General features: G+C 29.1%; 21 protein-coding genes. 15 read left to right on the top strand and 6 right to left on the bottom strand.

Annotated elements, in window-relative coordinates; all coding sequences use genetic code 11:
* Nucleotide 1: 1 nt before the first annotated feature.
* From QIA46_RS00885 to QIA46_RS00875, 3 genes are read right to left on the bottom strand one after another with little or no spacing between them, the layout of a single operon-like run.
* Nucleotides 2-1,276 (bottom strand): flagellar hook-associated protein 3, encoded by a 1,275-nt coding sequence (locus tag QIA46_RS00885; protein ID WP_301341363.1) that lies wholly within the window; start codon nucleotides 1,274-1,276, stop codon nucleotides 2-4.
* 2 nt (nucleotides 1,277-1,278) lie between these two features.
* Nucleotides 1,279-3,162 (bottom strand): flagellar hook-associated protein FlgK, encoded by a 1,884-nt coding sequence (gene flgK, locus QIA46_RS00880; protein ID WP_317268115.1) that lies wholly within the window; start codon nucleotides 3,160-3,162, stop codon nucleotides 1,279-1,281.
* An 11-nt stretch (nucleotides 3,163-3,173) separates the two neighbouring features.
* The gene (locus QIA46_RS00875) at nucleotides 3,174-3,668 is read right to left on the bottom strand and encodes a flagellar protein FlbF (RefSeq protein ID WP_317268114.1); all 495 of its coding nucleotides are present in this window, start codon (nucleotides 3,666-3,668) and stop codon (nucleotides 3,174-3,176) included.
* An 83-nt stretch (nucleotides 3,669-3,751) separates the two neighbouring features.
* Between QIA46_RS00875 and mnmE the strand changes: the two genes are divergently transcribed.
* From mnmE to QIA46_RS00825, 10 genes are read left to right on the top strand one after another with little or no spacing between them, the layout of a single operon-like run.
* A complete protein-coding gene (mnmE, locus tag QIA46_RS00870) occupies nucleotides 3,752-5,146 on the top strand; it encodes a tRNA uridine-5-carboxymethylaminomethyl(34) synthesis GTPase MnmE (RefSeq protein ID WP_317268113.1) in 1,395 nt (464 codons plus the stop codon).
* A gap of 2 nt (nucleotides 5,147-5,148) precedes the next feature.
* A complete protein-coding gene (mnmG, locus tag QIA46_RS00865; protein WP_317260063.1) occupies nucleotides 5,149-7,014 on the top strand; it encodes a tRNA uridine-5-carboxymethylaminomethyl(34) synthesis enzyme MnmG in 1,866 nt (621 codons plus the stop codon).
* Complete coding sequence (gene rsmG, locus QIA46_RS00860; protein ID WP_317268112.1) at nucleotides 7,011-7,637, top strand: 16S rRNA (guanine(527)-N(7))-methyltransferase RsmG; 627 nt, start codon at nucleotides 7,011-7,013, stop codon at nucleotides 7,635-7,637. Before mnmG ends, rsmG begins: the two co-directional genes overlap by 4 nt.
* Nucleotides 7,638-7,693: 56 nt before the next feature.
* Entirely contained in the window at nucleotides 7,694-8,686 is a 993-nt protein-coding gene (locus QIA46_RS00855; RefSeq protein ID WP_316256014.1) for an AAA family ATPase, read from the top strand.
* A gap of 14 nt (nucleotides 8,687-8,700) precedes the next feature.
* Nucleotides 8,701-9,576: a DUF58 domain-containing protein gene (locus tag QIA46_RS00850; protein WP_301341356.1), complete on the top strand. Its 876-nt coding sequence runs from the start codon at nucleotides 8,701-8,703 to the stop codon at nucleotides 9,574-9,576.
* 3 nt (nucleotides 9,577-9,579) lie between these two features.
* Nucleotides 9,580-10,485, top strand: a complete 906-nt coding sequence (locus QIA46_RS00845) for a hypothetical protein (RefSeq protein WP_317268111.1) — start codon at nucleotides 9,580-9,582, stop codon at nucleotides 10,483-10,485.
* A complete protein-coding gene (locus QIA46_RS00840) occupies nucleotides 10,472-11,473 on the top strand; it encodes a vWA domain-containing protein (RefSeq protein ID WP_301341354.1) in 1,002 nt (333 codons plus the stop codon). Before QIA46_RS00845 ends, QIA46_RS00840 begins: the two co-directional genes overlap by 14 nt.
* Complete coding sequence (locus QIA46_RS00835; protein ID WP_317268110.1) at nucleotides 11,470-12,456, top strand: vWA domain-containing protein; 987 nt, start codon at nucleotides 11,470-11,472, stop codon at nucleotides 12,454-12,456. Before QIA46_RS00840 ends, QIA46_RS00835 begins: the two co-directional genes overlap by 4 nt.
* Nucleotides 12,438-13,025, top strand: a complete 588-nt coding sequence (locus tag QIA46_RS00830; protein ID WP_317268109.1) for a tetratricopeptide repeat protein — start codon at nucleotides 12,438-12,440, stop codon at nucleotides 13,023-13,025. Before QIA46_RS00835 ends, QIA46_RS00830 begins: the two co-directional genes overlap by 19 nt.
* Nucleotides 13,019-15,022 carry an SH3 domain-containing protein gene (locus QIA46_RS00825; RefSeq protein ID WP_317268560.1) on the top strand — a complete coding sequence of 668 codons (2,004 nt, stop codon included), beginning with the start codon at nucleotides 13,019-13,021 and terminating at the stop codon, nucleotides 15,020-15,022. Before QIA46_RS00830 ends, QIA46_RS00825 begins: the two co-directional genes overlap by 7 nt.
* 49 nt (nucleotides 15,023-15,071) lie before the next feature.
* Here the strand turns inward: QIA46_RS00825 and infA are convergent, their stop codons facing one another.
* Nucleotides 15,072-15,293, bottom strand: coding sequence for a translation initiation factor IF-1 (infA, locus tag QIA46_RS00820; protein WP_002556767.1), 222 nt, complete (start codon nucleotides 15,291-15,293; stop codon nucleotides 15,072-15,074).
* Nucleotides 15,294-15,458: 165 nt separating this feature from the next.
* Between infA and QIA46_RS00815 the strand changes: the two genes are divergently transcribed.
* Nucleotides 15,459-15,836, top strand: coding sequence for a TraR/DksA family transcriptional regulator (locus QIA46_RS00815; RefSeq protein ID WP_301341351.1), 378 nt, complete (start codon nucleotides 15,459-15,461; stop codon nucleotides 15,834-15,836).
* Nucleotides 15,837-15,845: 9 nt separating this feature from the next.
* Here QIA46_RS00815 and QIA46_RS00810 read toward each other — a convergent pair whose 3' ends face one another.
* Nucleotides 15,846-17,015 (bottom strand): OmpA family protein, encoded by a 1,170-nt coding sequence (locus tag QIA46_RS00810; protein WP_317268108.1) that lies wholly within the window; start codon nucleotides 17,013-17,015, stop codon nucleotides 15,846-15,848.
* Nucleotides 17,016-17,154: 139 nt separating this feature from the next.
* Between QIA46_RS00810 and malQ the strand changes: the two genes are divergently transcribed.
* The 4 genes from malQ (at nucleotide 17,155) to QIA46_RS00790 (ending at nucleotide 23,482) form a co-directional block, all read left to right on the top strand.
* On the top strand, nucleotides 17,155-18,675 hold the full coding sequence (malQ, locus tag QIA46_RS00805; protein WP_317268107.1) for a 4-alpha-glucanotransferase: 1,521 nt from the start codon (nucleotides 17,155-17,157) through the stop codon (nucleotides 18,673-18,675).
* Between the two features lie 119 nt (nucleotides 18,676-18,794).
* On the top strand, nucleotides 18,795-20,639 hold the full coding sequence (locus tag QIA46_RS00800; protein ID WP_317268106.1) for a putative glycoside hydrolase: 1,845 nt from the start codon (nucleotides 18,795-18,797) through the stop codon (nucleotides 20,637-20,639).
* Nucleotides 20,640-20,666: 27 nt separating this feature from the next.
* A complete protein-coding gene (locus QIA46_RS00795; RefSeq protein WP_317268105.1) occupies nucleotides 20,667-21,653 on the top strand; it encodes a calcium/sodium antiporter in 987 nt (328 codons plus the stop codon).
* An 80-nt stretch (nucleotides 21,654-21,733) separates the two neighbouring features.
* Nucleotides 21,734-23,482, top strand: coding sequence for a hypothetical protein (locus tag QIA46_RS00790; protein ID WP_317268104.1), 1,749 nt, complete (start codon nucleotides 21,734-21,736; stop codon nucleotides 23,480-23,482).
* A 26-nt stretch (nucleotides 23,483-23,508) separates the two neighbouring features.
* Here QIA46_RS00790 and QIA46_RS00785 read toward each other — a convergent pair whose 3' ends face one another.
* Nucleotides 23,509-23,676 carry a hypothetical protein gene (locus tag QIA46_RS00785; protein ID WP_002657037.1) on the bottom strand — a complete coding sequence of 56 codons (168 nt, stop codon included), beginning with the start codon at nucleotides 23,674-23,676 and terminating at the stop codon, nucleotides 23,509-23,511.
* Nucleotides 23,677-23,688 lie beyond the last annotated feature (12 nt).

Raw genomic sequence — 23,688 nt, 5'->3', positions numbered from 1 at the left:
TTTATTTTATAAAATCCAATAAAGTTGTTTGCATTATTTTAGCAGAGATTCCTATAGATACTTGATAAGCTAAGCTTGCCATATTTAAATTGGTTATTGCTTTTGTTACATCAAGATCTGTGTATTGAACCATATCTTCTTTCATATCCGCAGCCTCTTTACTTATTCTTTCGTAGCTTCTATCAAGTCTATTTTCTTTTGCTCCAAGATCCGCAACGGATATAAGTAGTCTTTTTAGGCTCTCGTCAATTTCTGCTAGACTTCTGCTTCCAACAAGCTCTTCTTTGTTATTGTAAAGTGTGTCTCTAAGCTCAATAAGCGCATCGAAAATAGACCTGCTTCTAACCTCTGTGCTGCTAGAAAGGTTGTAAGGAGGCAGTTTGGTATCATTGTTTTTGGTAAGTATTCCAAGTGTTTGTAAAACATTTGAGTCTTTTTCTTCTGTTATCCAAATTTGGTGTGGAGTTGTAGTTTTAATAGACAATGAGTTTAAAACCGGATCAATGCTTGCTTCAACAGGTGCTGAAGATTCATTGATTTTTGCAACAATGTCAAGTGCAGTATCTCCGGCTGTTAGTCCTATTTCAACATTGTCAATATAAATTTTTGTATTTTCTTTTACGGCAAATCCATTAGTATTTATTGATGAGATAATATTCTGGTTTTGTAAGAAAAATATTACATTCCCAGGATAATTATTTGACATATGAATGTCATTGTATACCTCTGTTTTTTTTTCAGCTTGGTTACCGTTGTATTCTACTTTGATTATTTGAGGGCCTGCGCCGTCTTTGCTTGTTTTGCTTATTTTGTTCTCTCTGGTTACTTTAAATGCTTCGCTGTCAATTTTGGTCCCCGAGAATATACTGTATCCATCAGGCCCCTTAGCGTTTGCTATTGCAACAACATCTTCAAGCAAAGCATTTACTTCTTTTGATATCATTTTTTTGTCATCTGCCTCATAAGTTCCGCTTGCTCCTTGAATTGCAATTTCTTTAGCTCGTGTTAAAATATTTGTAAGAGATTGTAAATATCCTTCTGTATACCTTAGTTTGCCCTTAGAAGTACTAATATTTTTTATGTATACATTAAGCTTAAATATGTCGTTATCTAGCCTTATTGCGTGAGTAACGCCTGTTGGATCGTTCCTTAGTTTTACAATCCTTTTGCCGCCTTTGTATAAGTTTTCTAAAATTTTTGTAATTTTAGACTCTTGTTCTGCTGTAGAGGTTTTGAAATTTTCATATGTTAATGGATGACTTACTCTATTTATCATTCTTATACTCCCATTTTATTTATTACTGTGTCTATTAGTTCAACAGAAACAGTGATAAATTTACTTGCTGCAATAAATGCTTGTTGAAATTCGATCATGTTTGCAAGTTCTTCATCTTTGTTTACTCCAGAAATAGACATTCTTAGATCTGTTAAATCTTTTAATATTTGAGATTGACTTTCTTTTGTGATTTCTGAAACTTGCCCTTTTATTGCTATATTTGATGCTGTATTTGCAAAGTAATCATTTAGTGTTAAATTTTTGCCAATCATAACTTGAGAATTTCCAAAAGAGGAGATTCTCAATGCTGCTTGGTTATCTCCAATAGATATTTCATTTGTTGGATTTTTAATTCCCGATGCTATTTTTGATGGATCTGAGTCTATTATGTCTGCAACTTTTATCCATGCTGCAGGATTTTTTAGAGGGGAGATTGAATAAGTTGATTTGGGTGCTAATTTGTCTGTTGTGTCAATGTTTTTGTAATCATAGGCCCCCTCAGGTCCAGATGCATTTAATATTCCCGTATATTTTGTTAGAAATAATCCAGAATCTTCTATGTGTTTAATTTTAAATGTTATGTTTTCATCTTCTTGCTCTTTAACCGCTTTGATTTCAAGTTTGCCTTCTGAGTTGATTCTTGCTGTAACTTGTGAGTTGGAATTATTTATTCTATTTATTACATCTTGAACTGTATCTGGAGCATTGTAAGTTATTTCTACAATTTCATTGCTATTTGTAGCCTCAAATTTAAGAGTTCCGTAAAATCCCAATTTTTCTTCTGGAAATATTTCGTTTGTGCTGTTAATTTTGAAAATATGAACGGAATCAAACTGACCATTTCCGTTAGTATCATATCTGCCTCGATCATCAGTTAGTTTTAGTTCTTGAGAAAAAAAGCTTCTCCCATTTTTTTTGTCCATTCCGTGCCCTGCTTCATGTATTTCGTTAACAATCTCTATAATGTTGGCAGCCATATTATTTAGTTCGCCGATTTCATTTTTAATCTCTTCATCTCTTATGTTAAGCAAAGATCCCAACTTTCCAGTTTTAAGGTAAGCTTTGTCATTATTTGCCCATAAAATGTTCCATCTAGTCCTGGTGGGTCCGTTTGTAGCTTCTAGTTTAAATTCATTTGCAATTGAACCTTGTACGAGGTGTCTTCCTTCTGAGTGGATTAAAAATTCATTTGGATCTTGTTTGTTTTCAATTGACACACTTATTATATTGCCTAATTTTTCAACCATTAAGTCTCTTGCGTCCATTAAATCATTTGGATTGTCTTTCATCGCTTGGGATTTTGAAATTTGTTTATTAAGATTTGCAATGTTTCTAATGTAATTATTTGCCTCATCTGTTGTAATTTTTATTTCATCGTTTGCCATTATGTAAATTCTTTCAAGCGAATGGAATCTATTTCTTATTCCCTCGCAAAAAGATTTGCCTCTTTCCAGAATTATTTTTCTTTCTGCTAGGCCTTGTGGTTGATTTGCTAGATCGTGCCAACTTTCCCAAAAATCATTTAATCTTTTTCTTATTGACTGATCCTCAGGTTCGTTATAAACATCTTCTAGCATTGATATAAACTTGTCTTGCGAATCCCAGTATCCTAGTCGGTGTGATTCTTCAACGATTCTTGTGTTAAGTAGTTCATCTTTTACTCTGTCTATAGACTGAACCACGATTCCCTGGCCCAATTGTCCTTGCTTTTTGGCTCTGTTTAATTGTGGAGCATAAAGAGGAATTTCGGTTTTCATTGTTACTCTTTGCCTTGAATATCCAGGTTTTGTAGCATTGGATAGGTTGTGACCAACTGTATTCATAGCATCTTTATGCGCAAATAAACTTCTTTTTCCAATTTCTATTCCTGAAAATGTTGAATCCACTCTAAACTCCTTTAAAGTTTTTTATTTATTAAAACGGAAGCTTCGTTTGAGCGTCCAAGTTTTGGCCCGTAAGGGTTTTTGTAAGTTACATTTTCTACGCTTTCTTGGATATCTTGAAATATTATTGCTAACATGTCAAGGGATGTGTTTACGTAGTTTTGTATTATGTAGTTTAAATTTTTGATATTCAGTATTCCAATTTTCAATTTGTGCAGATAGTCGTATATTTCTTGTTTGTAAATTGTAGTTAATTTTTCTACAGCTTCGTAAGTTGACTTAAAGTTTTCATTCTTGGTGAATTTTTTCCAAATTTCGTCTCTTTTGCTTTCAATTTCTTTAAAATTTTCAAGCAATATTTTTGTTTTGTTTGAGACCTCTTTAAATTCCATTTCATTTTTATTATCAATATTTTCTTTTATTTTTAAGTATGAATTATATATTTCTTCTACCAAGAGGAGTTCTTTTTTTAAAACTTCTTTTAGTTCAATTTCAAGTTTTGTTTTCATTTTTATAAAATTAATTATAAGCTATTATAAACATATTTACAAATCAATTTTGTCTTTTTTATTGTGTTATAATACATTAAGGTATGAGTAAGTTTTTTGAAAGAGATGATGATATTGTAGCTCTTGCAACTCCTTTTTTAAGTAGTGCTTTATGTGTTATTCGTAGCAGTGGTTCTTCTTCTATATCTAAATTTTCTAAAATCTTTTCAAATCCTTCAGCTCTCAATTCGGCATCTGGGAATACGATTCATTACGGTTATATATTAGATAATGAAAATGATTGCAAGGTAGATGAAGTTGTTGTTTGTTTGTATCGAGCACCAAAGAGCTTTACAGGGCAAGATGCTGTTGAAGTTATGGCGCATGGCTCTGTGATTGGGATTAAAAAGATTATAGATTTGTTTTTAAAAAGTGGTTTTAGAATGGCTGAACCTGGTGAATTTACTTTGCGTGCATTTCTTGCTAAGAAAATTGATCTTACAAAGGCAGAAGCAATCCATGAGATTATTTTTGCCAAGACCAATAAAACTTATTCTCTTGCAGTTAATAAACTTTCTGGAGCTTTGTTTGTTAAAATAGATACGATAAAAAAATGTATTTTAAATTTTTTATCGGCTGTTAGTGTTTATCTTGATTATGAGGTTGATGATCATGAAATTAGCATTCCTTTTGATTTAATTTTAAGTAGCAAAGCCGAACTTAAAAAATTAATTAACTCTTATAAGGTTTATGAAAAAATTGATCGCGGTGTTACTTTGGTTTTAGCAGGCTCTGTTAATGCTGGCAAGTCTTCGTTATTTAATTTGTTTCTCAAAAAAGATAGATCAATTGTCTCTTCATATCCAGGCACTACAAGAGATTATATTGAAGCAAGTTTTGAGCTTGATGGCATTTTATTTAATCTTTTTGATACAGCAGGACTCAGAGATGCTAATGATTTTGTTGAGAGATTAGGAATTGAAAAAAGTAATTCTTTAATAAAGGAAGCATCTTTAGTGATTTATGTGATCGATGTTAGTTCAAATTTAACAAGAGATGATTTTTCATTTATTGATTCAAATAAATCTAATAGTAAAATATTGTTCGTTTTAAATAAGATAGATTTAAAGATAAATAAATCCACCGAAGAATTTGTTCGCTCAAAGGTTTTAAATTCTTCAAATTTAATAATGATTAGTACTAAAAATTTAGAAGGAATAGATATTCTTTATGACAAAATAAAGGCTTTAATCTCTTACGAGAGGGTGGAGATTGGTCTTGATGATATAATAATATCATCAAGTCGTCAGATGCAACTTTTAGAGAAAGCGTATGCTTTGATTTTGGATTTACTGAGTAAAATTGATCGCCAATTAAGTTATGATATGTTGGCATTTGATGCTTATGAGATTATCAACTGTTTAGGAGAAATAACAGGAGAAGTTAGCAGTGAAGATGTTCTTAACAATATGTTTAAGAATTTTTGTTTGGGGAAATAAATATGGACTTTGACGCAATTGTTATTGGAGGAGGGCATGCAGGGATTGAAGCCGCTCTTGCTCTTTCAAGATTAAATTTTAAAACTTTAATGATTACTCAAAATTTAGACACAATAGGCAAACTTTCTTGCAATCCTGCTATTGGTGGGCTTGCTAAGGGCAATATGGTTAGAGAAATTGATGCTCTTGGTGGTGAAATGGGCCGTATTATTGACTTTAGCATGATTCAGTTTAGAGTTTTAAACAAAAGTCGTGGTCCTGCAGTTCAAGCTCCGCGTGCTCAAGCTGATAAATTAATGTACCAAACCAAGGCCAAAGAAACTTTGGAACGTCAAGACAATCTTGATCTTTTCCAAGATACAGTTGTTGATTTTATTCTTAATTCTATGAGAAATGAAATTGAAGGTGTTGTTACAGAGAGAGGCAATAAGTTTAGATCAAGCGTTGTTATTCTTACAACAGGGACGTTTCTTCGAGGTAAAATATTTATTGGGGAGTATAGAGCTGATATGGGCAGGCTTGCTGAATTTTCTGCTTATGGGCTTGATAAAACTTTGCTAAGTCTTGGATTTGAAATGGGCAGGCTTAAAACTGGTACTCCAGCAAGAATTCATAAAAAAAGTGTGGATTTCTCAAAGACCGAGGTTCAATTTGGAGACTCAGACATTATCCCCTTTTCTTTTTCAAATGGCAAGTTAGACAAATCTCAACTTTCATGTTATGTAACTTATACCAATAAAAAAACTCACGAAATAATTAGCAAGAATATGCATCTGTCACCCCTTTATTCTGGCGAGATTGTGGGCAATGGTCCAAGATATTGTCCTTCTATTGAGGATAAAATAGTAAAATTCAAAGATAAAGATAGGCATCAAATTTTTATTGAACCTGAAGGGTTTAATACCGAAGAAATGTATCTTAATGGGCTTAGCTCTTCTTTGCCTGAAGATGTTCAGCAAAAGTTGATTAACAGTATTGAAGGTCTTGAGCATGCTGTTATTACAAGGCCTGGTTATGCTGTTGAGTATGATTATATAAATCCAATTGAACTTTACCCAAATCTTGAGAGTAAAAGAGTCAAAGGACTTTTTATAGCAGGGCAGACCAATGGTTCTTCAGGATATGAAGAAGCGGCAGCTCAAGGGCTAATGGCTGGAATTAATGCTGCTCTTAAACTTCAAAATAAAAAGCCAATGATTTTAACAAGAACCAGCTCTTATATTGGAGTTCTTATTGACGATCTTGTTACCAAAGGCACTAAAGAACCCTACAGAATGTTTACCTCTAGAGCTGAGCACAGACTTAATTTAAGGCACGATACTAGCGACAAGCGTTTGATTAAGATTGGATATGATCTTGGGCTTGTTGATGAGGAGAGATATTCAAGATATCTTTTTAAAGAAAGGCGAGTTGAAGAGATAAAGGAGCTTTTAAAGCAAAGGCGTCTTAGCTTAAAAGATTCTGTTGATGAGCAATTAAAAAAACATGTTAGTAAAGATTTTTACCATATTTTAAAAGATCCTTCTATTAGTTTGGATAATCTTATAAAGATTGATCCAAGTTTAAGTGATTCAAAAGTAATTTTAGAACAGGTTGAATTAGATGTTAAATATGAAGGTTATATTAATAGACAAAAAGATTTGATTAAAAAACTTGATAATCTAGAGTTTGTCAAACTACCATTTGATTTTAATTATGAGATTATTGAAGGTCTTTCAAGGGAAGCCAGAGAGAAATTTTCCAAGGTTCAACCAGCTACTCTTGCTCAAGCAAGTCGAATCCCTGGAATAAGAAGTACAGATATTACTGTTTTGTTAATATATTTTTCAAATCCTAAAAATAAGGTAGTTATAAATTTTTCTTTATGATGAGTGATATTGAATTTGCTTTGTCAGAACATAATTTGCAGTTTGATTACAAAGATCTTGAGAAAATAAATTTATATATAAAGAGAATTTTGCTTTTAAATACAAGATTCAATTTAATTTCAAATAGTAATAGCAATTTTAGCTCTATTCTTAATTTACATGTTATAGATTCTCTTTTGGGATTGTCTACTGTTAAAGAGATTAATCCTTCTGAAATTCTTGACGTTGGAAGCGGTGCTGGATTTCCGGGTATTGTTTTGTCTATTTTTGATACTTCTAGGAAATATTATCTTTTAGAGAGAAGTAAAAAAAAGTCTACTTTTTTGAAAATGATAAAATTAGAACTTGATTTAGAAAATGTAAAAATTTTAGAATATGAAATTGAAAGAGAAAAAAAGAAGTATGAATTTATTACAATTAGAGCTTTTAGAAGTATGAATGAATATGCATTAATTTTAAAGAATCTTTTAAAGAGTGGGGGATTGATTATGGCATATAAGGGTAAATTTGATAGAATTAACCTTGAAGTCAATCAGATTAAAGATTTATTTAGTAAAATAGAAATAAAGTCTTTAAATTCAAAATTAAGAGTAGACAGAAATTTGGTTTTGCTTTACAGATAATATTATTATCGTTTTAGTTCAATTTATATTTTAAAGTGGTTGTGACTAGGAGTATTATGAAGAGTAGTTTTCAGATAGATTCAGAAGTAGAGAATGCGTTACATTTAATAAATAAATTTAGAAGAGAAGTTGCAAGCAGAGTTCTTGGTCAAAAAGAAATGATAGATGCTATTTTAATGGGTCTTTTAACAGATGGGCATGTTTTGCTTGAAGGGGTTCCAGGGCTTGCCAAGACTCTTGCAATTCAAACCGTATCTGATGTTCTTGATCTTGAATTTAAGCGCATACAGTTTACCCCAGATCTTTTGCCATCCGACCTTACTGGTAATATGGTTTATAAAAATGCTACAGGCACCTTTAAGGTTAGAAAAGGTCCAGTGTTTTCAAATGTTATTTTAGCAGATGAAATCAATAGGGCTCCTGCAAAAGTTCAGTCTGCTCTTCTTGAGGCTATGGGAGAAAGACAAGTTACTCTTGGAGACGAAACCCACAGGCTCCCAGATCCGTTTTTTGTTCTTGCTACTCAAAATCCAATAGAGCAAGAGGGAACTTATAATTTGCCAGAATCCCAACTTGATAGATTTTTATTGAAAGTTAATGTTCATTATCCATCAGTGCAAGATGAAGTAAGGCTTTTGAAAATATTTTCAGTAGATGGGCGTCTTGAGAATATTAAAGTTGCAAAGGTGATGAATGCTTATTCTTTGGCTGATATTAAGAGAACGGTTGGTAGAGTAAAAGTTGATGATAAAATAATGCTTTATATTGTTACTTTAATCTCAGCATCTCGAGAGAGAGATAAGAAAACTTATCCGTTTGCCAAATATATTGAATTTGGCGCATCTCCCAGGGCTTCTCTTAGTTTATTAAAGTGTGCTCGTGTTAATGCTCTTTATGAGGGGCGAATATTTGTTTTACCAGAAGATGTCAAAGCCGTTGCCCACAGCGTATTAAGACACAGAATTACACCATCTTATGAGGCAGAGGTAGAGGAAATGAGCATTGATGATATTATTAGAATGCTTCTTTCTGCTGTAGCGCTTCCTTAGGGAATAATTTTGAAATGATACAAGATAATGAGATAAGCAGTAGTACTAAAACTAGAATAAAAACTTTAAAGTTCTTTTCAAGGAAAATGCTTTCAGAGCTTAATTTTGGTGGTTATCGTTCAATTTTTAAAGGCCTTGGCCTTGAATTTCATGAATTTAGGCCGTATGAGGATTCTGATGATGCTAGATTTATTGATTGGAATGTGAGCTCAAAAGCCGATAGCATTTTTTCAAAGGTTTTCAAAGAAGATAGGGGGATGAATCTTCATCTTCTTGTTGATAATTCACTTTCCATGAGCTTGGGAGACAAGGTAAATAAAAAGGATGTTCAAGATTTGTTGGTTTCTATTTTTGCACATATGGCATTTTTTAATAATGATAAAATAGGAGTTACTTTTTTTTCAAGTGGAACAGACAAGTTTATACCCTCTAGCAAGGGTCATTCGCACCTAGGATTGATATTAAGTGAAACGGTTAATAGAAATCTTAAGCCGGGTAGCAGCTTAGCTTATATTTTTAAAAATACAGCAGAATATTATAAAAAAAGATCTTTAGTTATAATTATTTCTGATTTTAAGGCGAATGCTTATTTTAAATCTTTAAATGTTTTGAGCAAGAGACACAATGTTATTGCTATAAGAATTTCAGATTTTTTTGATGAAAATTTTCCTAAAATTGGGACTTTGATTTGTGAAGATATTGAAACTGGAGAAAATTTTTTAGTTTCAGGGTTTAGCAAATCAACATTAAGTGGTTATAAAAACTATTGGACGCTTGATAAAATAAAATGGAAAAAAGAATGTATTAAAAAAAATATTAGTTTTATTGAGATTGATACTAAAGAAGATGTTTTTAAAAAACTTAAAATTCTTCTTAAAAAGGGACAATAGATTTTGAAGAGAGTTATTTCAAATCTTTTTCTTTTTTTAACCCTATCTTTGTATTCTTATGAAATAAAAAATGAAATATTTATGCCAACTCGTTATTATGTGGGCGATTCTGTTGATTTTAAAGTTTCATTAATTTTAAATGATGGTGAAGAGTTTTTTCCTGTAGATTTTAAAGATATTGATATTAAAGATGAATTTGTTGAAGTAAATTCGATTAGTTTTAATGACACAACAAATGAAATAATAGTTAATTTTGTTTCTTTTTATATTGGAAGCAGTTCTCTTCCTTCTATTTATATTGGGGATGTAATTAGTAGTGGTAAGAAAAACAAGATTATTCTAAAGAATATAAAAATTAATACAGATAAACTAGTATCTAATAATTCTGATTTTAAAATTAAAAATATAGAAGGCGTTTTATTTATTCCTGGAACAAGCACCTATTTGTTTTTATTCATTCTTGTTTTGTTTTTGATTCCTTATTTGATTATTAAACTTTTAAAACTTTTAAATCGATTTTTGATTTACTTGATAGTTAAGCACGGACTTAGAAAACCTTACAAAGTATTGCAGAGGCAGTTTGTTATTTTATCTAAATACGTTAGAGAGGGTGGGGATCAGAGTGCATTTTATAATTTAATAAATTCTTCTTTAAGAGTTTATTTATCTAAGAAAACCGGTTTTGATTTTAATGCGATTACTACAACAGAAATTTCTGTAATTTTGCAAGATCTTAAGGTTCCTTATGAGATTCGTTCAATTTTTATTAATACATTAAGACTTTCTGATTTTAGTAAATTTAGTGGTGTTGATTTAGTATTTGATAGTTTGTCGTTTGTTTTAGAGGATTTAAGAACCGCAGCATCGAATTTTGAAGAATTTAATAGAGGTGCTAATGTTAACATTTAATGAGCCTTTATATTTGTTTTTATTAGTCATTTTTCCTTTAATAATTTATTTTAATCATTTTTTTAAAAATAGAGGGGGCAAGATAAAGTTTCCAATATCGCTTTATGGTAATTTTAACTCTTTAAAACTTAAGGACTATAGATTAAATTTTATGTATTTTTTCACTTATTCTTTTTTATATTTAGCCGCAATGGTTATGGTGTTTGCTTTAGCAGGTCCTTCAGTTTCAAAAAAGAAATTGATACATCTTAGTGCTGGTGCTGACATTGTTATTGTTCTTGACATATCGCCTAGTATGGGAGCTGTTGAGTTTTCTTCTAAGAATAGACTTGAGTTTTCAAAAGAATTGATTAGAAGTTTTATTTCTCAACGCGAAAATGATAATATTGGTTTGGTAGCTTTTGCAAAAGATGCTTCAATAGTCGTGCCCATAACAACGGATAGGGAGTTTTTTAATAAAAAGTTAGATGATATTTATATTATGGATCTTGGCAATGGCTCTGCTTTAGGATTAGGCATTTCTATTGCACTTTCTCATTTAAAGCATTCTGAGGCTCTTAAAAGATCAATAGTGGTTTTAACAGATGGGGTTGTTAATTCAGATGAGATTTATAAAGATCAAGTGATCAATCTTGCTCAAGGTTTAAATGTTAAGATTTATTCTATTGGCATTGGAAGTTCTGAGGAATTTAGTGTTGATTTTAAATTAAGATCTGGAAAATTTTATCAAGGAAGTCTTAAAGAGGTTTATGATCCTAGTATGCTTGTTGAGATTTCGAATAAAACGGGGGGGCTTTTTTATTCGGTTAATGATGATTTTTCTTTTCAATTTGCAATTCAAGATTTTTCAAAAAAGGAAAGTTTAGAGAGAAAAATCAAAATAGCTGTGGACAATAAAGATATTTATAAAGAATTTTTGGTTTTAGCGCTTTGCTTATTACTTGTTTATTTTATTTTTTCAAAAATTTTCTTAAAAGAGATTCTATGAGTATAAATAATTATAATGCTTTATACTTTTTTTTAATTTTATTGTTTATTTTTTTTGTATGTGTGCTTGATTTTAGACGAAATATTCCATTTTTTAAAACTTTAAGCTTCATGTATGGGGACAATTCCTACATTCAAAATTACTACATTAAAAAAGTTCTCATGTCAATGTTTTTTATTTTTAGCTTGATTTTTTTAATTTTATCCATTTTGGATATTTCTTGGGGACAAAAAGCTGTTGAGGATGAGAGAAGTAAATTGAGAATTTCTTTTATTTTTGATATTTCTCGTAGTATGTTAAGTGTGGATGAAGGTAAAATTATTAATAGGCTTGAAAGCGCTAAAAATATGATTAGTTTGATTTTAAGTAATTTTGAGAATGCGGAATATTCTCTTACTATTTTTAAAGGCAAGTCTATATTGGCTTTACCTTTTTCTAAGGATAAAAATAGTTTAAATAAGATGTTAAATTATATAGATCCTGATTTAATAAGCTCTCCTGGGAGTTTTTTAGGAGATGCTGTTTTTAGTGTAGTCTCCAATGTACAGGATGACTCTTATTATAATTTTTTAGTTATTTTAACAGATGGAGATGATTGGGGAGAAAATAATTATTATAGGTTTTCTAAATTTGTCAATAATTTAAAGTTGGAAAGTTTTGTGGTTGGGATTGGCGGGAGTAATCCCGTTTTATTTAATCAAAATTTAAGCATTAAAGATAAAAATGGGAATCTTGTTAAAACCGGGTTAAATGAAGAAAATTTACTTCTTCTTGCCTCTTCTCTTAAGGGATCATATTATAACTTGTATTTAAAAGGTATTAACTTTGTTGTCAATGATATAAGAAATGGTATAATAAGAAGAACATCAAACGACATTATACTTGTTGATGTATCAAGATATAAAATTTTTTTGGTTATTTCATTGTTGTTTATTTTTATGTATTTATTTGTCAGGATGATAAAGTGGGACGAAACTTTTTAACGGTTTTATATTCTTGCTTTTTGTGTTTAGTTTTTTTGTCTTGTTCAAATGTCAAGTCTATGTCTTTAATGGCTATTGGCAATTATGAATATGTTAGAGGAAATTATCAAAATGCAATTTCAAATTATTATAATCTTGTAGATGATAAAAAATATTCTGCTTGGGGATATTACAATCTTGGCGTTGTATATTATTCTTTAGGTGAGTATGAAAGTTCTCTTAGAATATTCTCTTATGCAAAGAAGACCGATGATGTTTTTTTAAATTTTAATGTCAATTATAACGAGGGAATAATATACTATAATCAAGGACTTTATCATAAGGCCGAAGTGGCTTTTAAAGAAGCTTTAAAGATTAATCCTGGTAGTTATAATGCTAAATATAATCTTGAGCTTGCAATAATAAAAAAACGAACAGTGCGTGATAGTTTGAATTCTTTAAGTGTAGAAAAAAGTAAAAATTTTGTTGAAAGTAATGAAAATTTTTTAAGGTATATTGAAAATCTTGAGAGGGTTGTATGGTTGAGAAAAATAGACGAGAATTTAGTTGTTCCAAAAGAAGATTGGTAGTATTTTTTATTTATTTTTTTTCAATCGCAAAACTTTATTCGCTTACGGGTATTGATTTTATTAAAAATATTAAAGTTTTAAAAGGTGATAAATTTATTCAGATTATAAGGCTTAATAATTCTTTGCAAGATATTGACATAAGTTTGCTAAAAGTTGAAATAAACAAAGAAGTTCAACCCAATTCCAATGTTTTATCAATATCTAGAACAACAGATAATAACTTTTCTTTTATTGAGATTAAAGTTGAATATCTTTTTGAGAATTTGGGATTTATTAAGATTCCCCCATTAAAAGTAATTTATAAGGGTGATTTTTATCTATCTTCAGAAGTTGAAGTTAGTGTGCTAAGAGCGGATGAAATAAATTCTTTTGGGCTGCCGGTTGATTTATATTGGGATCTTGATAAAAAAGAGATTTATGAATATCAAAGTATTGGGCTTGTTTTGCGTTCAAATTGGCTTTCAGATAGCAATTCTAATGAAATGTCTGGATTTTTGCCTGCTATTAAGGATGCAATGGTTGAAAAGATGCCTATATTTGGGGATATTAAATATAGAACTTTTCATAATAAAGAAATTTTAGATGTGCCTTTTTATAACTTTGTACTAACCCCTCTTAAGGGTTCAAAAAATGTTTTGATTCCCAGTTTTTCTTTTAATATTGATTCTGGCCTTGTTAGAAATACTCCTGAGCTTTTATTAAAAGTTAAACCGATTCCCGGAGAAGTTAAATCTTTAGCGGTAGGAACTTTTAGAATTGATTATGAAACTCCGAATTATTCGACCATTAAGCAAGATATATTTACTATTTTAATAAAAATTACAGGTCAAGGGAATTTTCCACATTTTTACTTTCCAGAGATTGAAACTTATAATTCTAAAATTCTTAATAAAAAGAAAAATTATAATTTTAAGCCTTCTAAAAGTGGATACAAGGGTAGTATTTCTCAAATTTATACAGTTAAACCTGATACTAAAGGTAGTGTATTTTTAAATATTGGTGACTTTAATTATTTAAATCCCGACAATGATACAGTTTATACCCTTAAAGGGAAAAAATTGAAGTACGAATATTCAGGAGATTTTAATAATATAAACAAAATACAAAATAATGTAGATTCTGAGTTTAAACTATTATCTTATGTTGATATTTTGAATTACAAAAATAAAACTTTTTTATTTTTTGTTTCATACTATTATTTACTTTTGATTCCAGGTTTTTTATTATCTTTAATCATTTTAATTAACTATAAAAAATTTTTTGTAGCATCAAGTTTTGGACTGGTTATTTTAATATTGGCTGTTGGTATTAGTTTAAATGCTGTAAATGATGGTTTATTGTCAGAGAAAAATATAAATGATTTGATTGAAAACTATAATACTAAAAATTATGATGCTGCGCTTATCAAGATTGATAATATTCTTAAAAAATATCCAAATTATTCAGGACTTTGGTTAAATAGAGCACTTGTTTTGAGTAAAATGGATAGAGATTTTGATGCTATTTATTCAGCTTATAAGGCATTTTTGGCTGCTCCAAATAATGAAGCTTCTTACAAGGTTATTGATTTGATTGAAGCTAAAAATGGAGTTACAGATAATGTTCGTAACAATAGTTTTATTTTTTCTAATATTTTTTTTATTATTAGCTTATTTTTGATTAATTTTTTAATTGTGTCTATTTCTTATAAATTTTTGGCAAAAAATTTGAAAAAAATAGTTATATTTTTAATTTTTTCTGCGACTTGTTTTACTATATTTGAAACATATTATTTTTATTCTGAACAACAATCTGAGGTAGGAATAATTAAAGGTGATTTAGTTTCTCTTTATAAAGTTCCTGACAATTTTTCAAGGAGTTGGAGGTTTTTAAAAGGAAATGCAAGTGTTTATATTCTTGACAGCAAAGACGATTTTGTTCTTATTGAAACAAGTTATGGGCTTCAAGGCTGGATTCACAAGAATTTTGTTGTGTCTTTAAAAGATGATTTGATTTAAAAAATAAATAATATTTAAAACACTTGAAATTTTTTAAAAGGGTTTAATTTTATTTTTCTCTGTATACTATTCTACCTTTTGTAAGATCATAAGGAGATAGTTCGACTTTTACTTTATCACCAGGAACTATTTTTATGAAATGTTTTCGCATTTTGCCAGATAGATGGGCAAGTACAATGTGCTTGTTTTTAAGCTCTACTCTAAACATGGTATTTGGAAGGGATTCTTTTACGATTCCTTCGGTTTCAATGGCTTCTTCTTTAATATTCAAGGCAACCTCCATAATTTTCTCTAATAGGATAAATTTTACATGATTAAACATATCATTTCAATTATTCTTTTTAAGAATAAAAGCATTATTTTTTATTTACATTATAAGAAATTGTGTATATAATTACACGAAGTTTTTTAAAAATGTAATTTATAGGGAGGTATCATGCAAAAAGCTATTTCTGAGCATGAGTTTATTGAAGAGATAAAAAAATTTCTCTCGACCGAAAAAAGAGAGATATTAGATTCTATTAAGTCTGTAGAAAATAGCAAAAAAGAAATAATTAATAATGACATGTATCCAAAGGATGTTGTCGATATTGCTTTTGATAATATGGATGGAAATAATCTTGAAGCGTTGGGTTTTGTTGAAAAGAGAAAGTTAAATTTAATAAATCAAGCTCTTTATAGAATTTCTCAAAATTCTTATGGTAAGTGTTTAGCTTGTGAAAAAGAGATTGCTAGGGAGAGACTTTTAGCCATTCCTTATGCTTTTTTATGTATTAGTTGTCAGACAAAAAAGGAAAAAAAGAGCAAAAGATGATGCACTTTGCTAATTATTTAATATTGTAATTTCTACTCGCCTATTTTTAGCCTTTAATGGGGAAGATTTAGGATATTTTGGTTTTTTAGATCCCCATCCTTTAAATAGTATTTGATCTTTATCTTTTACTTTCATTTTTATTAAATAATTTCCAATTGCACGAGCTCTTTTTTCAGAGAGCTCGTGCATCTCTTCTTCTAGTCCAAATTGTTCGGTATGCCCTTCTATTAGTATGTTATTTTTTTTAAATTTTTCAAGAAGTTTAGCTATAAGGTCAATTTTTTCATATTCTTTTTGTAGTATTTGGAATGAGTTAGGATAAAATTCAATGTCAAAGCTCAAATTAATTCCTTTATTGTTTCTTTCAACGTCAATAGTTTTTATTTTTTTTTCTCGGATGTAATTTTCAATTTCAGTTTCAATAAGATTATCATTTGGAAGTTCAATTGAAACTACTCTGCCAAGAGAGTTTCCAATCATTTTAAAATGTTGGTTGTTATTTTGATTTATTTCAAATATGTATTTATCGCTGTATTTATATGTATTTCCAATTTCATTATCAAAATAAATTTTTTGGTCTACTTTTTGATAGAAAGAGATGTTTTTTACATTATATTGTGATTCATAATTCGAAAGAATTATGTGGTAATTTTTGCCATTGTATTCTTCTTTGCCCTTATATTCGTAGTTAACATTGAATTTTACAATGAAATCTTTTATACTTTTGTCTATTTTTGACGCTTCTATATATTCTTCTGCAGGATATGTCCATTTTTCATTTATTTTGATTGGTGTTTTTGGAAATCTTGGAATACCTCTAACAGAAGGTCTTTTTTGATTTACTCCTATTATATATTCTCCTTGCTTATTTATGCTGAAAGTTTCTTCAAATTCTTCATTTAATAGGTAAGGTTCGTCAATATTTTCTCTTTTTAAGATTCTAAAAAAAGCTTTAATGTTTGCAAATTTTTCTTTTGTGTCTTTTATTTCACTTGAAATCTGAATATTGGTTGTAGAGTTTGAATTATAGTGGCCGTTGAAATACATTTTTTGATTGTCTGTGCCTTCTAATCTAAACTTTGAGCCTTTAATGTATTTAAATTCAAAGATTTCAGAAGAGAAAGCTAAGCTTTGAACTAAAAATAATAGCAACAATGACGTAGTCGCTTTGTTATTCATTAATAGATTTTATCATAAAAGTATTTAATTTCTAAATTTTTCTTAAAATTGCTATTTGATATGTTGTTCTGAGGCGATATTTATTATAATTTATAACACAGTGGGAATTATTTAAATTGTTAATTAATAGAGGTTTTATATGAATTATAAAAAAATAAGGATTAATTTAAACTTAAAAAGAAAAAGTGGTATTTTGCTTAACATAAGCTCTTTACCATCTAAATATGGCATTGGAGATTTAGGCAAAGGAGCTTATAAATTTATAGATTTTTTGTTTGCATCTTCTCAAAGTTATTGGCAAATGTTTGCCTATTCTCCTATTGATTTTACAAGATCTCCCCCTTATTCAATTTTTTCGGCTTTTGCTGGCAATGTTTATTATATTGATTTAGAATCCCTTGACAAATTTATAGATTCAGATTTGAGCTTTTTAAAGGAAAATGAAACTAGGTATTCTGATTTAAAAAAATTAAGTTTTAAAGATAAATTTCTTAAAGAAGCCGCGTTAAATTTTATTAATAGAGCTTCGATTGATGAGGTTAGAAGCTTTGAGAAATTTAAAAAAAAGTCTTCTTATTGGCTTTTAGATTTTGCAAGTTTTGTTGCATTTAAAGAATATTTTTTTAAAGAATCAAAAAATGCTTTTAATGTTCTTTTTGATAGAGGAATTCTTAAAAGAAATGAAAAAGATTTATTTAAATTGAGAAATATTCTTTCAAAAGAAATTAAAGTGCAAGAGGTGTTGCAGTATTTCTTTTTTTCACAGTTTCAAGCTTTAAAGCGTTATGCAAATGATAAGGGGATTGAGCTAGTTATGAACGTACCTTTTTTTATAGCGTATGATTCTGCTGATGTTTGGGCACACCAAAAATATTTTAAGCTAAGATTTGATGCAAGCAAAGATAAGGTTGCAGGAATTTCCCCAGATTATTTTTTAGAACAAGAGCAAGCTTGGGATAGTGCAGCTTATAGCTGGAATGTTTTAAAGAAATTTAAGTATGAATGGTGGGCAAAAAGGATTGGGGGTTTAAGAAAGTATGTAGATATAATTAAAATTGATCATTTCAGAGGTTTTGTTTCTACTTGGGAAGTTAGTGCGGGTGAGACTTATGCTTTTAATGGGTTGTGGGTAAAGTCACCAGGGAGAGATTTTTTCAATTTTATTTTAAATGAGATTAAAGATTTAAAAATTTGGGTTGAAGATTTTGAAAATGATCTTGAAGATGTTTCAAGGCTAAGAGATTTTTTTAATTTTCCAGGAATGAAAATAATGAAACTTGCCTTTGATTTTGATTCAGGCAATCAGAATCTTCCTCATAATTATATTAAAAATTGTATAGTTTACACAGGAATTAGTGATAATGACACAATACGAGAATTTGTTGACTCTTTAGATGATTTGCATAAAAAGTACATTTTTGATTATTTAAATACAAATGAAAATTTTGTTGTTTGGGACATGATAAGAAGTGCTATGGGCAGTGTTTCTGACAATGTAATAGTGCCAATGCAAGATTATATTAGCTTAGGAGATAAATTTAGGGAAAATGTCCCAAAAAGTACTTTAGATAATTGTATTTTTAGATTATTAGAAAGTGATTTAGATACTGCCTTGAGTCAAAATATAAGTTTTATTACAAGGCTTTATGGCAGGGCTTAAGATTTTTAGGAGCAAAGTTGTTATAAAATTTAAGTATTTTTGAATTTAATTGAGATTCAATTGTTCAAATAAAAATCACTATTATTTAATATTTTTTGATTTGCAAGTATCATGTATTAATGTATATGAAAATTTTTATCTATTGGATAGTTATTTTCTTCTTTTTTGTTTTTAAAGTTTTTAGTATATATCCATTAACTGATGAAGAATTTTTTAAAAAATATAGTTTATTTTTTATTCATAAAGGATTTTTAAGTAAAAATGTTAATGGAAAAATAACCAAAGTTAAAGTGAGCGGGATAAATTCTAGGTGGGTTTATCCTTTTCAACAGCTTGTTCCTAGTCGAATTACCTCTATTTATGAAGATGTTTATTCTTCAAATTCATTTTTGACTACAAGCGACAATCTTTATGTTTCTTATGATTATTCAAAAAATTTTAGAAAATTGGTGGGAATAGATAAATTTAATAGCGGTGCGTATATTACATCAAGTGCCTTTTCTCAAGGAGAGTATAAGCGTATTGCTATTGGAACTGCGATTCATGGCATTTATCTTAGTGTTAATGGAGCTGTTAGTTTTAAAAATTTAAATCGTTTAATTCCACAGATTTATTTAGGTGCGGGGTATTACGACATTATTAGTGCTATTGAATTTTCAAAGGAAGAGATAAATAATTTATATTTTTCTTCTGGAGTTTATGGAGATATTTTTTTAATTAGTCAGAAAAGTGGATTTATTAAAAAAATTTCTTTTCCTTTTAAAAAGCAAATAATACGTATTTTAGATTTATCTAGCAAGAATGTAGAAAAAATTTTAGTGAGAACATATGACAATCATTTTTATTCTTATATTAATGGGCAATGGATATTTATTGGAAAATTATCTTTGCAAGATCAAGATTTTTTTGAAAAATCACAAAGAATGCGACTTGCTAAAAATAAAGGGTCTATTTATTTAACAGCATATACATTGCGTAATAAGAGGGCAGTTGATGAAAGATTTAAATTTATTAAAAATTCAGGTATGAATGCCGTTGTAATTGATTTTAAAGATGATAATGGTAATTTGACTTATTCTAGCAAGCTTTCTTTGCCCAATAAGTTGAAATCTGTTAAAAACTTTATTGATGTTTCTTATATTCTTAAAAAAGCCAAAGAGCTTGGAATTTATGTTATTGCTAGATGTGTTGTATTTAAAGATGCAAAATTGTATTATTACGATAATTTTAAACATGCTCTTTGGAATAAAAGAACCAATAAACCCTGGGCTCATTTTATTAAAAAAGTTGATTCTAGTGGGCTTGTTAAATATGTGCAAGTAGAGCATTGGGTAGATATTTTTTCTCCGGCTACTTGGGAGTACAATATTTCTATTGCAAAAGAAATTCAATCTTTTGGAATTGACGAGATACAGTTTGATTATATTAGGTTTCCATCAGATGGGCCTGTGTCTCTTGCAATCTCAAGAATAAATAAGCGCGAAATGCAACCCGTTGATGCTCTTGAATCTTTTTTGATTATGGCAAGAGAACAGCTTTATGTACCTATTTCAGTTGATATTTATGGATACAATGGCTGGTTTCCTACTAATAGTATTGGGCAAAATATTGCAATGTTATCAGATTATGTTGACGTTATATCTCCCATGTTTTATCCTTCACATTATACTGATGATTTTTTGCCAAGCAATTTTTATTATACAAAAAGAGCTTATAGGATTTATAAAGAGGGGAGTGACAGAGCGCTTGCTTTTTCTTTAGGTGGGGTTGTCATTAGGCCTTATGTTCAAGCTTTTTTATTAGGAAAAGAAAGATTGGTGGATGACGAGATTTATTTGAAGTATTTAAAGTTTCAGCTTAAAGGAATCAAAGAGTCTTTTGGTAGTGGCTTTAGTCTTTGGAATGCATCTAATGTTTATTATATGATTAAAGGCAACTTAAAAGAATATTTAGATTCTTTTTAATTGTTGTTTTTTGCAAAGGAGATTCGTTTGGAACATTTAATTCAATTTTTTTACGTAGGATTTGGGATTTTTTTATTGTATCTTGGTGGTGATTTGCTTTTGAAAAGTTCAGTTAGCATTGCTACTTATTTAAAAGTTCCAACACTTTTAATAGGAGTTACAATAGTTTCTTTTTCAACAAGCGCCCCAGAGCTTTTTACAAGTTTGGTGGCAGCTTTTAAGGGAAAAAACGAAATTGTTGTTTCTAATGTTATTGGCAGCAATATTATTAATATGTTGCTTGCTCTGCCTTTAGCGGGATTCTTTTTAAATATTAAGGCAAATTTTAAAAGACTTAAGCTTTCTTTTATGTTTCTGTTTTTATTAATGTTTCTTCTTTTGTTGCTTTCATTTGATTTTAGATCTTACTCTTTTTTTGTAACACCTTATAATCGCTTTAGCTCGCTAAGTATCTTGATTTTGTTTTTATCCTATCTGTTGCTTTTTTATAAAGAAGAAAAAGCACATGCCAGCTTGGAAAATTCTTTTCAAGAAGGTGCAAGCAATTTAAATCGGGGTTTAAACTTTATATTTTTTAGTTCGTTAAGTTTTGTTATTAGTATGTATTTTCTTTATTTGGGATCGAAATTATTGGTTGATGGAGCTCTTTACATTGCCAACAATGTTTTTAATGTTAGTGAAAAGTTGATTGGAATTATAGTTGTAGCTTTTGGAACAAGTGTTCCCGAGCTTGTTGTATCTCTTTTTGCAATAATTAGAAAAGAAGCAGACATTGCATTTGGCAACATTATTGGTAGTAATATTTTTAATATTGGGTTTATTTTGGCTAGTAGTAGTTTTTTCAGACCCATCTTGTTGCAAGATATTTATCTTTTAGATTTTAGTATAATGGTATTTATAACTTTGGTTTTATTTTTAGTGGTTAAATTTAAAGGGGTTTTTAGCAGGGGCATTTCTTTAATTTTTTTGCTTTTATATCTTTTATATAATTTAATGTTATTTAACTTTTATTGATTATTTGATCTTAATTTTGATTTGTTAATATATTTTTAATGTAATATGCTTTATTATTTAAATGTGATATAAGGAATAATATGAAAAAATTGCCAGAAATTTTTTATATGAGTAGTAAAGAAGTAGATATTTTGATTTCTCAATTAGGAATATCTTCTGATACCCAAAAATTAATTTTGAAAACCATTCTGTCTTATAAAAAGGAAGCTATAGATTATTCTTCTTTTATAGAAGAGCATTCTGTAAGAATAAGAGGTTTAAAAGGAGAACTTGATTTTTTATTTCGCAAACTTTATGAAGTTAAAAGAGGAATAGTTACTAATAAAATAGCAATCGACGGAGAATTTTTGCCAGACAGCATAATTTTGACCGATGAGGCCAGCTATGATTTTTATTATTATTCTATTGATGATTTATTTTTAAAAACTTATATAGGAATAGAGCTTTTTAGTTCTTTGCTTACTGTTAAGAATGTGGAATCTAGCTTGCTGGTTTTTCAAGATGAATTTATAACTATTTCAGATTCAAATATTAACTATAAGTTTTTTGAAACAAAATCACAATTGAAGGAAATATTAGTTTGGAAATCATTGATAATTCCATCTAGCAGGGCTTTATATTTTATTGAGTTTGTTAAAAAAATGTTTTTTAATATTGCTTCTAATAATGTTGTAAAAGATGTTTTCGTTAGAATAAAAGGATTAAAGCTTATTGATTATGAGAAAACTTTAGAAGAGGGCAAGAATATTATTGGGGCTATTTCCAAGATTCTCTCTGGCATAATTGAAATCAAGGATGAAGTTCTTGGCAAGAAAGGAATTACTTTCTCAAAAAATTATTTTGTTTTTTTGGAGTTTCTTAATCTTTTTATTAAAAATGAAAAAGACTTAGAAGAGCTTAAGACTATAGAGGCTACTAAAATTGATGAATCTTTAAAAGCAATTGAAAAGACTTTGGAGTTTAAAAAAGGCTCAATTGATACAGAAGAGTTTTCCAGTATTTTAAAAGTTTATTCTGAAGGGCTAAATGATCCTGAAAATTTCTTGTTAGTTGCTAATATGTACTTTTTTGAATCTAAAATTCATGATATTTTGCCAAAAATATTTCAAGTAAAAGAAAATTTTTATTTGTACAAACCTTTTGCATATGAGTTTTTTCTAGAAGAATATGAAAAGGTTTTAAAATTTCTTAATAGTGAATTGAAGGCTAATATATTTAAAATTCTTAGTTTTGGGGATGATCCTTCGTCTATTTTTACAGAAGAAGGCTTAGAAGAAGTTCTCAATAGATTAGTATCTAAATATATTATGAATGAGTATTGCTTAAAAAATAAAGTCAAGTTTCTTGACCTTATTGTTTCTCATTTTAGAAGAGTTTGCAAAACACAAAGTGTTCAGGCTCATCTTAAAGATTTGATTAAAGTTGAAGCAGCTAAATATTTTAAGAATAGTAATGAACTTTTGCCATTATATAAAATATATAAACTTGATTTGTATTCGATTTTGAATGCTGCTTATAAAGATTTAAGTTTCTTTAAAAGAATTGTTTTGTTTTTGACAGGCAAGCATCAAAGCTATAAAGAGGCTTTGTCCAGATTGGATTTTAGAGCTGGTTTGAATAAAAGCGGGAGTGGTCTTTTTGATCCAAACGAAAGAGTTAAAAGACAGTTGGAAAAAATTAGAAAACAAAGAGAAGAAATAAAAGAGCAGGTTAGAAATTCTTACCCCAAAAGGGGCACAGCACCTAAGCAAGCAGCAAATAAGAGCTATACAAAACAAGAGCAAGATGAAGCTTGGGTTAAATTTAGTGATAGGATACAAAAAAAATAACGTTTATGGGCAAGTGGATTTATTTGTTAAAATAAATCCCTTGGTTTTCTTGCTGTATTTTTTGAAGTTTGACATTCTGCATAATGCTTTATTTTTCCATTTTCAAATTTTGATTTCATTATGATTTTTCCTCCCCATCGACTTATTAGTTCTTTTGAGCCCACTCTTTGAGCGTTTTTAGAAATTTTAGCCATTTTAAGCTCCTT

This window comes from Borreliella carolinensis, from assembly GCF_032595855.2.
In the GTDB taxonomy this organism is placed as follows: Bacteria; Spirochaetota; Spirochaetia; order Borreliales; family Borreliaceae; genus Borreliella; species Borreliella carolinensis.
This window is presented reverse-complemented; position numbering and strand designations above follow the sequence as displayed.

Excerpts from the sequence above, each read along its gene's own strand:
- mnmE (WP_317268113.1), top strand. The coding sequence starts at position 3,752 with ATGAGTAAGTTTTTTGAAAGAGATGATGATATTGTAGCTCTTGCAACT.
- QIA46_RS00855 (WP_316256014.1), top strand. The coding sequence starts at position 7,694 with ATGAAGAGTAGTTTTCAGATAGATTCAGAAGTAGAGAATGCGTTACAT.
- QIA46_RS00790 (WP_317268104.1), top strand. The coding sequence starts at position 21,734 with ATGAAAAAATTGCCAGAAATTTTTTATATGAGTAGTAAAGAAGTAGAT.
- rsmG (WP_317268112.1), top strand. The coding sequence starts at position 7,011 with ATGATGAGTGATATTGAATTTGCTTTGTCAGAACATAATTTGCAGTTT.
- QIA46_RS00850 (WP_301341356.1), top strand. The coding sequence starts at position 8,701 with ATGATACAAGATAATGAGATAAGCAGTAGTACTAAAACTAGAATAAAA.
- QIA46_RS00885 (WP_301341363.1), bottom strand. The coding sequence starts at position 1,276 with ATGATAAATAGAGTAAGTCATCCATTAACATATGAAAATTTCAAAACC.
- QIA46_RS00815 (WP_301341351.1), top strand. The coding sequence starts at position 15,459 with ATGCAAAAAGCTATTTCTGAGCATGAGTTTATTGAAGAGATAAAAAAA.
- mnmG (WP_317260063.1), top strand. The coding sequence starts at position 5,149 with ATGGACTTTGACGCAATTGTTATTGGAGGAGGGCATGCAGGGATTGAA.
- QIA46_RS00875 (WP_317268114.1), bottom strand. The coding sequence starts at position 3,668 with ATGAAAACAAAACTTGAAATTGAACTAAAAGAAGTTTTAAAAAAAGAA.
- malQ (WP_317268107.1), top strand. The coding sequence starts at position 17,155 with ATGAATTATAAAAAAATAAGGATTAATTTAAACTTAAAAAGAAAAAGT.
- QIA46_RS00835 (WP_317268110.1), top strand. The coding sequence starts at position 11,470 with ATGAGTATAAATAATTATAATGCTTTATACTTTTTTTTAATTTTATTG.
- QIA46_RS00785 (WP_002657037.1), bottom strand. The coding sequence starts at position 23,676 with ATGGCTAAAATTTCTAAAAACGCTCAAAGAGTGGGCTCAAAAGAACTA.
- QIA46_RS00840 (WP_301341354.1), top strand. The coding sequence starts at position 10,472 with ATGTTAACATTTAATGAGCCTTTATATTTGTTTTTATTAGTCATTTTT.
- QIA46_RS00810 (WP_317268108.1), bottom strand. The coding sequence starts at position 17,015 with ATGAATAACAAAGCGACTACGTCATTGTTGCTATTATTTTTAGTTCAA.
- QIA46_RS00800 (WP_317268106.1), top strand. The coding sequence starts at position 18,795 with ATGTATATGAAAATTTTTATCTATTGGATAGTTATTTTCTTCTTTTTT.